This window comes from Schumannella soli (assembly GCF_006517435.1).
GTDB lineage: Bacteria > Actinomycetota > Actinomycetes > Actinomycetales > Microbacteriaceae > Schumannella > Schumannella soli.
This window is the reverse complement of the sequence record NZ_VHQG01000002.1, coordinates 667972-680859: the sequence shown is the minus strand read 5'-3', so window position 1 is coordinate 680859 and position 12888 is coordinate 667972. Positions and strand designations below refer to the sequence as shown.

Below are 12888 nucleotides of genomic sequence, written 5' to 3'. Positions count from 1 at the left end.
TACGCTGGCGACGATGACGACCACCGCCGCCGCGTCCGCGCCCGCCGCACCCAGGCCGAAGGTGCGCATCCCCCTGTGGGACAACGCCCGCTGGGCCTCCGTCGCGCTCGTCGTCATCGGCCACGCGATCCAGCGTCAGACCTCCGACTCCGACAACGCGCTGACGCTGTATCTCTTCATCTACGCCTTCCACATGCCGGCGTTCGCGATCATCAGCGGCTACTTCGCCAAGGCCGATCCGCCGACCGGCCGCAGCATGCGCCGGCTCATCGGCGACATCCTCGTGCCCTACATCGTCATGCAGGCGATCTGGACCTTCGTGCAGTGGCTCGTCGAGGGCAAGAACAGCTTCAATCCGACCCAGCCGCACTGGACGCTGTGGTTCCTGCTCGCGCTCGGCATCTTCCGCGTCGTGCTGCCCTACCTCGTCCAGCTGCGCTGGCCGATGCTCTGGGCCGTGCTCTTCGCGGTCGGCGTCGGCTACTTCGACAACGTCGACTCGACGTTCTCGCTCTCGCGCGCCATCGGCATCGCACCGTTCTTCCTGCTCGGCTGGTACCTGCGCAAGTGGCCGATCGTCGACTGGTGGCGTCGCGCCGGCGCCGGGGTCGTCTGGGGCGTGCGCGCGGGCGCCGTCGCCGTCTTCGGGGCCTGGTTCGCCGTCGTCTACGTCAACATCACGCCGTTCCGCGAATTCGACCTGCGCTACTGGTTCTTCTACGACGACTCGTTCAAGGGGCTCGGCGAGAACGAATGGTGGGCGGGACTGCTGCGGCTCGGCCTCATGCTCTTCGCCGTGCTGCTCTCGGCCGCCTTCTTCGCGCTCATCCCGCGCCGCGAGACCTGGTTCACCGCCTTCGGTCAGGCGACCATGTACATCTACCTGCTGCACTCCTTCGTGCTGTACCCGATCCGCGAGACCGGGATCCTCAAAGACGAGCACGCCTCCGCCACCTGGCTGCTGACGATGGTGCTCGCCTCGGTGGCCATCGCGGTCGTGCTCGCGAGTCCCCTCGTGCAGCGCGTGTTCCGGCCGATCATCGAGCCGCGCGTCGACTGGCTGTTCGTCGAGCGCGACCTGCGCCGACCGGGTCCGCGACGCACCGATCCGATGGGATCCCGCCGCCGCTGAGCGACGTCGACCACGGCGCACGCCGAGCTGCGCGCAGAGCCCGATCGCGCGCGGATTACGCCTCGTGTCGGCCCTCGTTGACCGACGCGCACCCCCTGCCTAGTGTCGTGACGAGCCGGGCACCCGAACCGGAGTCCATCCCACGACGATGAAACAGGGGACACCATGAGCGACTGGCAGTTCGAGACCCGTCAGGTGCACGCCGGCGCGGCGCCCGACCCGGTGACCAACGCCCGCGCGACTCCGATCTACAAGACGACCTCCTACGTCTTCAACAGCGCCGACCACGCCAAGAACCTGTTCGCGCTCGCCGAGTTCGGCAACATCTACACGCGCATCAACAACCCCACGCAGGACGTGCTCGAGCAGCGCATCGCCGCGCTCGAGGGCGGGACGGCCGCGCTCGCGGTCGCCTCCGGCTCCGCGGCGATCAACTACGCGATCCTGAACATCGCGGAGGCGGGCGACCACATCGTCTCGTCGTCGTCGATCTACGGCGGCACCTACAACCTCTTCAAGTACACCTTCGCCAAGCTCGGCATCGAGGTCACCTTCGTCGAGAACCAGGACGACCTCGACGAGTGGAAGGCGGCCGTCCGCCCGAACACGAAGGCGTTCTTCGCCGAGACGATCGGCAACCCGCGCATCAACGTGCTCGACATCGAGGGCGTCTCCGCGGTCGCCCACGAGGCCGAGGTGCCGCTCATCGTCGACAACACGATCGCGACGCCGTACCTCATCCGCCCCTTCGAGTTCGGGGCCGACATCGTCGTGCACTCCGCCACGAAGTTCCTCGGCGGTCACGGCACCGTCATCGCCGGCGTGATCGTCGACGGCGGCACGTTCGCGTGGAGCCAGCACGTCGACAAGTTCCCCGGCCTCACCGAGCCCGACCCCTCGTACCACGGCGCCAGCTACACGACCGTGCTCGGCGACAGCATCGCCTACGTGATCAAGGCGCGCGTGCAGCTGCTGCGCGACACCGGCGCCGCCCTGTCGCCCGACAGCGCCTTCACCGTGCTGCAGGGTGTCGAGACGCTGAGCCTGCGCATCGAGCGCCACACCGCGAACGCGCAGTCGATCGCCGAGTGGCTCGAGCAGCACCCCGACGTTGCGAGCGTCAACTACTCGGGCCTCGAGTCGAGCCCGTGGCACGCCGCCGCGCAGAAGTACGCCCCGCTCGGCGTCGGCGCGGTCGTCAGCTTCGAGCTGAAGGGCGGGGTGGATGCGGGCCGCGCCCTGGTCGAGAGCGTCAAGCTGTTCAGCCACCTGGCCAACATCGGCGACGTGCGCAGCCTCATCATCCACCCGGCGTCGACCACGCACTCGCAGCTGACCCCCGAGCAGCAGCTCACGACCGGCGTCACCCCCGGCCTCGTGCGCCTCTCGGTCGGCATCGAGAACGTCGACGACCTGAAGGCCGACCTCGAGGCCGGCTTCGCCGCCGCCCGCGCGGTCTCGGCGCAGTCCGCCGCGGAGGCCTGAGCCGCCTCCGCATCATCGGCAGGAGCCCGGTCGTCGTAACACGGCGGCCGGGCTCCTCCGCGTCCGGGATGATGGAGACGTGGACTGGCAGACCCCCGAAGACGCCGTCCCCTCCGCCTTCGTCACCGAGTCGAACCGCCGGGCCCTCATCGGAGCCCCGCCGGCCTCCGGAGCCTGGCGCGACGGGGACGACCCCGGCGACCGCCGCTTCACCGGTATCGGCCCGCTCGACCTCGAGCGCGGCGGCGCGCTGCCGCACGTCACGATCGCCTGGGAGAGCTGGGGCGAGCTCAATGCCGACCGCAGCAACGCGGTGCTCGTGCTGCATGCGCTGACCGGCGACAGCCACGTGATCGGCGCCGCCGGAGCCGGTCACGCCACCGCCGGATGGTGGTCGGGCGTCGTCGGCGAGGGTCTCGCCCTCGACCCGGCCGACTGGTTCATCGTCGCGCCGAACATGCTCGGCGGCTGCCAGGGCTCCACGGGCCCGGCGACGGTCTCACCCGACGGCCGCGAGTGGGGGTCCCGGTTCCCGTACCTGACGATCCGCGACCAGGTCGCCGCGCAGGTGCGCCTCGCCGACGAGCTCGGCCTCGACGGCTGGGCCCTCGTCGTCGGCGGGTCGATGGGCGGCATGCACGCCCTCGAGTGGGCCATCGAGCACCCGCAGCGCGTGGAGCGACTCGCCGTGCTCGCCGCTCCCCCGCTCTCGGGCGCCGACCAGATCGCGCTCAACTCGGTGCAGTCCGAGGCGATCCGCATGGATCCGGCTTTCGCCGGCGGCGACTACTACGACGCCGACGACGGCAGCGGCCCGCACCACGGTCTCGCTCTCGCCCGGCGGATGGCGCTGCTCAACTACCGCTCGCCCACCGAGCTCGACGACCGCTTCGAGCGCAGCTGGCAGTCGGGGCTCAATCCGCTCGGCGGCGGCGGCGTGTTCGCGGTCGAGAGCTACCTCGGCTTCCACGGCAACAAGTTCACGCGCCGCTTCGACGCCAACAGCTACCTGGTGCTGGTGGATGCGATGAACTCGCACGACGTCGGCCGCGATCGCGGCGGGGTCGCGGCCGCGCTCTCCCGGGTGACGGCCCGCACGCTCGTGCTCGGCGTCGACAGCGATCGGCTGTTCCCGGTCAGCGGCCAGGAGGTCATCGCACGCCATGTGCCCGGCAACATCGACGGCGACGTGCCGGTCGTGCTGAGCTCGCCCTACGGGCACGACGCGTTCCTGATCGAGTTCGCCGAGGTGGGCGCCGAGATCACGCGACTGCTGCGCGGATAGCTCCCGGGAACGAGGAAGGGACCGCATCCCCCGATGCGGTCCCTGTGTTTCCCCCGAGGTCCGCATCCCCCGATGCGAGACCTCGGACCGGACGCGCATCCCCCGATGCGTGTCGACGCGCATCCCCCGATGCGGAATGTCGACGCCGGTCCTAAGAACGTGGCTTCCGATCTCGTGAGATCGGCCCCCTCTTTCCGTGAGCAACGCTAACGGCTTGTCCGTACCGCGTGGCACCCCCATAAACGGGGACAGTCTGGGAACATGAGGCTCGCGCACAGAGGAGGAACGCCGGCGTGGAATTGATGACGCGGGAACGCGACGGGCTGCTGCAGCGCATCGCGCGCATCTACGGACTCGGTTTCGCGGTCGTCGCACTGCTCTGCCTGGTCGGCGGAATCGAGCCGACGACCCTCGCCGTGGCCGCCGTCCCCTTCCTCGTCATGCTGCTCGGGCTCTGGCGTCTCGGGGCGAGCCGCTCGCTCGCCTGGCCGATCCTGGTCGTGCTGGGCGGCGGCGGCGCGATCGTCGCCGTGCTCGCCCTCGGCGAGGATCCGCCCGCGGCCGCCGCGATCGCGGGCGTGACCGCTCTCGCCGCCGGCGCCACCGCCAGCGTCGCCCTGACCCTGACCTCGTCGATCGGGCGGGTCATCCTTCTCCTGGTGAGCTTCGTCGCGATCGGCGGCACCACGCTCGTCTTCGCAGGATCGCTCGGCCCGACCGAGGTGTTCCTGCTGCGGCTCGCCGGTCCCGTGGTGCTCGGCTGGGCGGTCGCCGCGTTCATCGCCGTCTGGCTCAGCGCCGGGCTCCCCCGCGTGTCACGGCGCATCGCCAGCATCGGCCGCGCCCACCGCGCCGAGCGTCAGGCCAGCGAGACCGAGGCGCAGCGCCGCCAGGGCGCGCGGCTGCTGCACGACACCGTGCTGGCCACGCTGACGCTGCTCGCCCATTCGGGTGTGGGCGTCAGCGAAGACGCCCTGCGCGAGCAGGCCGCGGGCGACGCCAAGCTGCTGCGGCAGCTGCGCCTCGGGGCGACTCCGGCTCCCGCCAGCGCCGGCGTCTACAACCTGACGCCCGTCGAGCAGACCGAGCTCGGCACGACGCTCGAGTCGGTGAAATCGCGATTCGGCCGGATGGGGCTCGAGGTCACCTGGCACGGAACCGGCCAGCTGCTGCTGCCCAGCCACATCCTCGACGCCTTCCTGCTCGCCCTGGCCGAGTGCCTCGAGAACGTGCGCCGGCACTCGGGCGTCACCCAGGCGCACGTGACGATCACCGAAGACGAGAAGACGGTGCGCGCCATGGTCACCGACCAGGGCGTCGGATTCGACATCGCCGACGTGAGCGAGGCGAAGCTCGGCTTCGCGGAGTCGGTCGTGGCGCGCCTGCGCGACGTCGGCGGCAACGCGCGGCTGTTCTCCGCTCCGGGCGCGGGCACGACCGTGGTGCTGGAGGTTCCGCGATGAGCATGAAGCGCACCGGAGGGTCGACGGCGGGCGCGGGCGGCATCGAGAGCATCGTCCCCGAGGAGAACACCCTCGGCATCGTCGTCGGGCGCGCCGGGCGCGCGGTCGTCGGCACGGCTCGCCGGCTCACGCGCCCCGGCTCACCCCACCGCGCGAGCCTCGGCACGACCTTCCTCGGCTTCGGCGCCGCCGTCGTCGTCGGGCTGCGCTCCGTCTACGGGCTCACCGAGTTCCTCGGCTCCTGGGCTTCGTACCCGCAGCCGATCATCGCCCTGCTCGCCTGGATCGTGCTGCTCGCCTCCTTCGCCGCGGTCATCGTGACCGAGCGGGTCGTCGGCGACCGCCTGCCGACCTGGATGTTCGTGATCTTCCTCGCCGGACTCGCCGCCGCCGTGGCCCTCGATCTGACGGCGACCTGGAGCTTCTCCGACCTCGGCGGGCACGCCACTGCGGCGGCCGTCGCCGGCATGGGCATGCTGCTCGTCGTCGGTCTCCGCGCCCGCGCCCAGGTCATCTGGGCGACCGCCGCTCTCGCGGCCGTGCTCGTGGTCGCGATCTTCCTCGGCACCCCGATCACGGCCGACAACTGGGGCGACCAGGTCTACCTGATCGCCGGGGCCGTCCTTCCGGCGGTGTTCGGCATCGCCGTCGTGGAGGGGTTCCGCGAGATGGTGCAGACCGAGCTGGATCGCTCGCTCGTGCAGAGCACCGTGTCGGCTCCCCGCTTCGCGGTCGGCATGCTCGCCTCCGAGGAGCTCGCCCGTCTCGACCTCGCCGCCGAGGAGCTGCTCGACGGCGTCGCCGAGGGGCGCACGCGTCTGCCGCTGAGCCCGCGCTCCGCCTCCGTCGCCGCCTCGCTCGCGACCGAGCTGCGACTGCACCTCATCGAGGGCCGCCGCGAGACCTGGCTCTACCACGCGGTGAGCGAGTCGGAGCTGCTCGGCCGCGCCGTGACCCTGATCGACAAGTCGGGCCTCGCCGGACTGCTCGACGCCGGTCAGCGCGACGGCCTGCTCTCCGCCGCCTGGCTGCTCGTCAACGACACCACCAAGGCCGCGGCCCGCTCGCTGACGATCGAGATCGGCCCCGTCGTCGGCGGCGCCGCGGCGGCCGTCGCGGGAAAGATCTCGGTGCCGATCGTGCTCACCTCCGCCGGAGTTCCGCGCAATCGTGTGGATCCGTCGATCTGGGACGCCCTCGGGCGGGTGGGGCGATACTCTGACAGCACTCAGGATTCCAGCCTGCGCGTCGACATCGACTGTCTCGTCGACAACCCGGCGGAGCACTGACATCCGGTCGGAGGGGCCGGAGAACGGAAGGACACATCGTGAGCAACTACCCGGAGCGCATCCGGCTGGCGCTGGTCGACGACCACAGGATGCTGCTCGGCGCGCTGACCGAGTGGATCCGCAACGCCGCCGACGACATCCAGATGGTGGCGGCGGTGACGACGTGGCCCGAGCTGCTGACGCACCCCGAGTTCCCCGTCGACGTCGTGCTGCTCGACCTCGACCTCAAGGACAACATCCCGGTCGCGCTCAAGATCTCGACGCTCAAGACCACGGGCGTTCGCGTCGTGCTGATGAGCACCTACTCCGAGCCGAACGTGGTGCGTGAGGCCCTCGCGGCCGGCGCCCTCGGCTACCTCGTGAAGAGCGAGGACGCGTCGATGATCGTCGAGGCGATCCGCGCGGCGGCGCAGGGCGAGAGCTTCATCTCGGCCGAGCTCGACCTCGCGATCAACGCGGCCGACATCGGCGGCGCCCCGAAGCTCAGCGCTCAGGAGCGTCGCGTGATGGCGCTCTACGGCGGCGGCGAGCCGGTCAAGGCCGTCGCCTACAAGCTCGGCATCTCGGAGGAGACAGCGAAGAGCTACCTCAAGCGCATCCGCGAGAAGTACCGCGTGGCCGGCATCGACGTGGGCACCAAGGTCGCCCTGCGACGCCGTGCCATCCAGGACGGCATCCTCATCCAGGATTCGCCGACCGGCACCTTCTGAGCAGCACCCGAACGCACCGGAGCCCCGGACGACCGAGAGTCGTCCGGGGCTCCGTTCGTACGGGGCCCGGCGCGTTCGGGCGTGGCCGGTCGGATACGGCGCTTACTCCGCCAGGTTCAGCCCGGCGATCGGCGTCATGGTGTCGGGGCGCGCCCGCTCCAGCGCGAAGCTGATGAGCGCGAAGAGCAGGCCGAGGGCGGCGACGATCGCGCCGACCCAGGCCGGCGAGGTGTAGCCCAGGCCCGCGGCGATCGCCGCGCCGCCCAGTGCCGCGCCCATGCTGTTGCCGATGTTGAGCGCCGAGTGGTTGAGCGCGGCGGCGAGCGTCTGCGCCTCGCCGGCCACGTCCATGAGGCGCGTCTGCACCGCCGGACCGGCGCCACCGCAGACGAAGCCGACGAGCAGCAGACTGACGAACAGCCCGACGGGCCACAGCGACAGCAGCGCGACGAGCACGCAGGCGACGGCGAGCGACGGCAGCAGGATCAGCACCGCGCGCATGGCGCCGTGATCGGCGAGACGACCGCCCGCCACGTTGCCGATCGTCATGCCGATGCCGAGGGTCGCGAGCGCGAAGGGCACGAAGCCGGCGCCGAGCCCGGTGACCTCGGTGGTCAGCTTGGTCACATAGCTGTAGACGGCGAAGAAGCCGCCGAAGCCGATCGCACCGGCCGCGAGCGTCAGCCAGATCTGGCTGCGGGTGAAGACCTTGAGCTCGCGGCGCAGCGTCGCCGTCGGATCGCCGGGCGAGCCCGGCACCAGCACGGCGATGGCGACGGCCGTGAGCGCGAAGATGGCCGCCACCACGATGTACGAGACCCGCCAGCCGAACTGCTGGCCGAGGAAGGTGATCGCGGGCACGCCGACGACGTTCGCGATCGTGAGACCGCTCAGCACGAAGGCGACGCCGCGGCCGCGCTTGCCAGGCCCCATCAGCTGACCGGCGACGAGCGAGGCGATGCCGAAGTAGGCGCCGTGCGGCAGCCCGGCCAGGAATCGCGCGGCGATCAGGGTCTCGAAGGTCGGCGCCGCGGCCGAGAGCACGGTCCCCACCGTGAACGCGATCGCGAGTCCGAGCAGCAGTCCGCGTCGCGGCAGCTTCGCGGCGAGGGCCGCGATCGTGGGAGCGCCGACGACCACGCCGAGCGCGTAGGCCGAGATCACGATGCCGGCGCGGGCGATCGCCTCCTCGGGCTGGCTGCGGTTGAGCGCCGGCAGCACCTCGGCCGCGATCTCGGGCAGCACGCCCATGGCGACGAACTCGGTCGCGCCGATGGCGAAGCCGCCGAGAGCGAGGGCGAGGAGAGCGAGACGGACGCGGGCGGGCGACAGACCGGGCAACGAGGACCTGCGATTCGGGACGAGACGGTGGTGGATGACGGCTCGCCGTCGAGCTGGACGAGTCTAGTGGCGCGGGCGCCCCGCAGTCAGCGCGGTGACCCGAAGGTCGGCGCGGCCCCCAGTGCATCGGCGCCGGCCGGCGAGCCCATCAGGGCGGGCGCCGAACGGCGATGCGCCCGCAGCAGCGCCACGACGGCCCATCCGAGCAGGACGACGTCGAGGAGGTTGCGCAGCGTGAAGACGAGCAGCAGGGCCGGGTCGAGCGCCAGGAACCAGCCGTAGAGGTAGGGGTAGAAGCCCTGCGTGAGGCCCGCGATCGCGAGCGCCACGAACGCGGGCACGCGGAACGACGGCCCGCCGGCGGCCCGCGCCACGAGGCCGAAGGCGACGGGCACCGCGATCCAGCTGACGAACTGCGGCGAGCCGACCTTCTGGAAGCAGATGAGCGCCATCACCACCGCGAGCGCGAGCGGCGGCAGCACCGCCTCGGTCGTCGCGCCGCGGCGGAGCGCCAGCACGGCGACCGCGAGCACGACGAGCACCACCACGACGAGCAGCGGCGTCATCACGGCGCTCGCCACCTCGACCCCGGGCCCGCGCAGCTGGTAGGTCAGCAGGTCGTTGTCGTAGTAGAGGCTCGAGCCGCCGGGGCGGTGCGCGGCGGCATCCCACATCCAGAACGTGCTGACCGGCGCCTCGACCTGCAGGCCGCGATCGCCCTGCTCGGTGATGAAGCTCAGCACGTTCGCGCCGGAGCCGAGGATCAGGGCGATCAGGATGATCACGAGCGAGGTGCCCGCGGCATACCCGATCGTGCGAAGGCGCCGCGGGGCGGCGACGAGGATCGCGCCGACGAGCGCGGCGGGCCACACCTTCATCCATGCGGCGAGCGTGAGCACGACGATGGCGACCCGGGGATGCGCGGCGAGCAGCAGCAGACCGGCGAGCGACAGCGGCACCGTGACCGAGTCGATGCGGCCGAGGGCGATCGGGCCGAGCGCGAGCAGGAACGCGAGCCACCACCATCCGGCGACGGCGCGGACCCGGTCGCGGCCGGTGCCGGTGCCGGTGCCGGTGCCGGTGCCGGTGCCGAGCAGCATCGCGAAGGCTCCCGCGTTGAGCAGCATGATCAGACTCAGCCACCCGGCCGCATAGTTCTGCTCCCCCGCGACGCGGGCGATCAGCATCGGCACGAGCGCGAGCAGCGGGTAGACGAAGGGCTTGTCGATGCCGACCCAGCCGGCGCCGCCGAGTCCCTCGCGGGTCCACAGCGTGTAGACCCACTCGACGTCGCCCAGCGGATACCCGGTCTTCGCACCGCCGAGCGCGAACGCGCCGACGACGAGGTGCACGAGCACGAAGACGATCCAGAGCGGCAGCGGATGCGCGGCCAGCCGGCGCAGCGTCGACACGGGGGCTTCGGCGGTCGACGTCACCCGCTCAGCCTAGGCGGGCCATCCTGAGGCACTCGCCGCGGGAGCGCTCAGCGCGTCGCGACCAGGGCCGCGATCGCGCCCGGGAGCTCCGCGGCGAGATCGAGGATCGTCAGCGGGCCGCCGTGCGAGGCGCGCGCCGCCGCGAGCCCGTGCAGCACGGCCGCGGTGGCGGCGAGATCGACGAGCACGCCGGGGTCGGCCGCGATCTCGTCGGCGTGGGTGGCGACGAGGGCCCCGAGGATGCCCGCGAGGGCGTCGCCTGCGCCGGCGGTGGCCGTCCAGGTGGGCGCCGAGCGCGCGACGAGCACCCGGCCGTGCGGGTCGGCGGCGTAGGTGCTGTGGCCCTTGAGCAGCACCACCGCATTCAGCCCGCGAGCCGCGGCCACGGCGGCCTCCCGCGGATCGGCCTCCACCTCGGCGCGCGTCGAGCCGACGAGCCGCGCGAGCTCACCCGCGTGCGGCGTCAGCACCGCGGGCGCCGAGATCCGCGAGCGCAGCTCGAAGCCGCCGCCATCGAGCACGGTCGGCACCGGCGAGGCGAGGGCGGGGGCGATGCGGTCCTCGCGCTGCGGATCGACGTCGGACGCATCCTGACCCGAGCCGATCAGCCACGCCTGCACTCGGCCGGGCGCGGTGACCGCCTCGGGGCGGCGCTGCAGCACGAGCCGGGTGGCGCGCCCCGGACCGAGGTAGCGGATCATGCCGACGCCCGTGCGCATCGCCGCCTCGACGCCGAGCACGGCGGCGCCCGGGTAGCGGGTCGAGCCGGTCACGATGCCGAGCACGCCGCGCGAGTACTTGTCGTCGGCGGCGCCGGGCACCGCGATCCAGCGGGCGGCGTCGGCGGGCTGGTGCAGGACATCCACGTGGTCACCCTAGCCAGCCGCGGTGAGCGTCGACCCCGTAGCGTGACGACATGGCGATCTCGATCCCCGACCGCGTGATCCTCGTCGACTACGGTCGGGTGATCTCGCTCGAGCCGAGCGACGACGACCGCCGGGCCATCGAGCGGATCGCGAACGGCAGCGCCGAGATCTGGCCCGAGTACCAGCGGCTGCGGCATCCGCTCGATCAGGGCGCGATCACGGTCGACGAGTTCTGGACGCGCATCGGCGCGAGCGTCGGCCGCGACTTCGACCTGGCGACCCGCCACGCGCTCTGGTCGGCCGATCTGCGCGGCTGGCTGACCGTCGAGCCGGGCACGGTGCGGCTCGTCGACGAGCTGCTGCAGGGCGGCACCCGGGTCGCGCTGCTGTCGAACGCCGGGCACGACTTCGCCTCGCCCTATCGCGGTTCTCCGCTCGGCTCGCGCCTCGAGCGCGTTTTCGTCAGCGCCGAGCACGAGCTGCTCAAGCCCGACGCGCGACTCTTCCGCCTCGTCGCCGCGGAGCTCGGCGTCTCGACCGACCGGCTCGTGCTGATCGACGACCGCGCCGAGAACGTCGCCGGCGTCGAGGCGGTCGGCGGCACGGGTCATCTGTTCACGACCCCGGATTCCCTGCGCGCGTTCCTGCTCGCGCTCACCTGACCCGCCCGCTGCGCCGGCGCGGCTCGCTGCGCCCCGCGACCACCGTCGTCCTGACCCCGACATCCAGGAGAATCCATGCCCACGCTCTTCGACCCGATCCACCTGCGCTCGCTCGAGATCCGCAACCGCGTCTGGGTCCCGCCGATGTGCCAGTACAGCGTCGTCGCCGAAGACGGCGTGCCGACCGACTGGCACCTCGTGCACCTGGGCTCCCTCGCGCGCGGCGGGGCCGGGCTCGTGATCGCCGAGGCCTCGGCCGTCGTGCCGCAGGGGCGGATCTCGGCGCGCGACACGGGCATCTGGAACGAGGAGCAGGTCGCCGCGTGGCGTCGGGTGACCGACTTCGTGCGGTCGCAGGGCGCCGTCAGCGGCATCCAGCTCGCCCACGCCGGTCGGAAGGCCTCGGTGTTCCCCGAGTGGGGCATCGACGGACGCGGCACGGTCCCCGTCGAGCAGGGCGGCTGGACCACCGTCGCCCCCTCGGCCGTCGCCTTCGACGGCTACGCCGCACCGCGCGCCCTCGAGCTCGACGAGATCGCCGGCGTGGTCGAGGCCTTCCGGGCGGCGGCGCGCCGCGCGATCGACGCGGGCTTCGACCTGATCGAGATCCACGCGGCGCACGGCTACCTGGTGCACCAGTTCCTCTCGCCGCTCGCGAACCACCGCGACGACGCCTACGGCGGCTCGCTCGAGAACCGGGCTCGCCTGCTGCGCGAGATCGTGCGCGCCGTGCGCGCCGAGGTGGGTGACGATGTGCCCGTGCTGGTGCGCTTCTCCGCCACCGACTGGGCCGACGGCGGCTGGGATGCGCAGCAGACCGTCGAGGTCGCCCGCTGGGTGCACGACGACGGCGCCGATCTCTTCGACATCTCGAGCGGCGGACTCGTCGGCGGGGTCAGCATCCCGGTCGGGTCGCTCTACCAGGTCGGCCTCGCCGAGCAGGTCGCCGAGGCGGGCGCCCCCACCGCCGCGGTCGGGCTGATCGTCACCCCGCGCGAGGCCGCCGAGGTCGTCGAATCGGGCCGCGCCGACGCCGTGCTGCTCGGCCGCGCGACTCTCCGCGACCCGCACTGGCCGCTGCGCGCCGCCCACGAGCTCGGCATCGACCTCGCGCCCTGGCCGCCGCAGTACGTGCGCGCGAAGACCTCGCACGCGTGGTGAGCGCGCGCTGACCACCGCGAAGGGCCCCGCTCGCTTCCGCGAGAGGGGCCCCTCGGCG

The 12888-nt window shown here is 72.1% G+C and carries 10 protein-coding genes and 1 pseudogene; 8 read left to right on the top strand and 3 right to left on the bottom strand.

Annotated features, from left to right (window positions below; genetic code table 11):
• The first annotated feature begins 13 nt into the window (after positions 1 to 13).
• The 6 genes and pseudogenes from FJ657_RS08870 to FJ657_RS08845 all read left to right on the top strand — a co-directional run bounded on the left by FJ657_RS08870 (position 14) and on the right by FJ657_RS08845 (position 7364).
• Positions 14 to 1132, top strand: coding sequence for an acyltransferase family protein (locus tag FJ657_RS08870; RefSeq protein ID WP_141163303.1), 1119 nt, complete (start codon positions 14 to 16; stop codon positions 1130 to 1132).
• Between the two features lie 147 nt (positions 1133 to 1279).
• Positions 1280 to 2617 (top strand): annotated as a pseudogene (locus FJ657_RS08865) (bifunctional o-acetylhomoserine/o-acetylserine sulfhydrylase); the annotation flags it as partial.
• Positions 2618 to 2696: 79 nt separating this feature from the next.
• Positions 2697 to 3902: a homoserine O-acetyltransferase MetX gene (gene metX / locus FJ657_RS08860; RefSeq protein ID WP_141163301.1), complete on the top strand. Its 1206-nt coding sequence runs from the start codon at positions 2697 to 2699 to the stop codon at positions 3900 to 3902.
• A gap of 302 nt (positions 3903 to 4204) precedes the next feature.
• A complete protein-coding gene (locus tag FJ657_RS08855; RefSeq protein WP_255447309.1) occupies positions 4205 to 5365 on the top strand; it encodes a sensor histidine kinase in 1161 nt (386 codons plus the stop codon).
• Positions 5362 to 6654: a hypothetical protein gene (locus tag FJ657_RS08850; protein WP_255447231.1), complete on the top strand. Its 1293-nt coding sequence runs from the start codon at positions 5362 to 5364 to the stop codon at positions 6652 to 6654. The genes FJ657_RS08855 and FJ657_RS08850 overlap by 4 nt, the downstream gene beginning before the upstream one ends.
• Before the next feature lie 38 nt (positions 6655 to 6692).
• Positions 6693 to 7364, top strand: coding sequence for a response regulator transcription factor (locus FJ657_RS08845; protein WP_141163299.1), 672 nt, complete (start codon positions 6693 to 6695; stop codon positions 7362 to 7364).
• Between the two features lie 102 nt (positions 7365 to 7466).
• Here FJ657_RS08845 and FJ657_RS08840 read toward each other — a convergent pair whose 3' ends face one another.
• The 3 genes from FJ657_RS08840 to FJ657_RS08830 form a co-directional block, all read right to left on the bottom strand.
• Positions 7467 to 8705 carry an MFS transporter gene (locus tag FJ657_RS08840; RefSeq protein WP_141163298.1) on the bottom strand — a complete coding sequence of 413 codons (1239 nt, stop codon included), beginning with the start codon at positions 8703 to 8705 and terminating at the stop codon, positions 7467 to 7469.
• 86 nt (positions 8706 to 8791) lie between these two features.
• Positions 8792 to 10141 carry a hypothetical protein gene (locus tag FJ657_RS08835; RefSeq protein ID WP_219995891.1) on the bottom strand — a complete coding sequence of 450 codons (1350 nt, stop codon included), beginning with the start codon at positions 10139 to 10141 and terminating at the stop codon, positions 8792 to 8794.
• Positions 10142 to 10188: 47 nt separating this feature from the next.
• Positions 10189 to 11007: an ADP-dependent NAD(P)H-hydrate dehydratase gene (locus FJ657_RS08830; RefSeq protein WP_141163297.1), complete on the bottom strand. Its 819-nt coding sequence runs from the start codon at positions 11005 to 11007 to the stop codon at positions 10189 to 10191.
• A gap of 50 nt (positions 11008 to 11057) precedes the next feature.
• On the opposite strand from FJ657_RS08830, the gene FJ657_RS08825 reads away from it, so the two are divergent.
• Both FJ657_RS08825 and FJ657_RS08820 read left to right on the top strand, forming a co-directional pair.
• Entirely contained in the window at positions 11058 to 11669 is a 612-nt protein-coding gene (locus tag FJ657_RS08825) for an HAD-IA family hydrolase (RefSeq protein ID WP_141163296.1), read from the top strand.
• Positions 11670 to 11744: 75 nt separating this feature from the next.
• Positions 11745 to 12830: an NADH:flavin oxidoreductase/NADH oxidase gene (locus FJ657_RS08820; protein WP_141163295.1), complete on the top strand. Its 1086-nt coding sequence runs from the start codon at positions 11745 to 11747 to the stop codon at positions 12828 to 12830.
• Positions 12831 to 12888 lie beyond the last annotated feature (58 nt).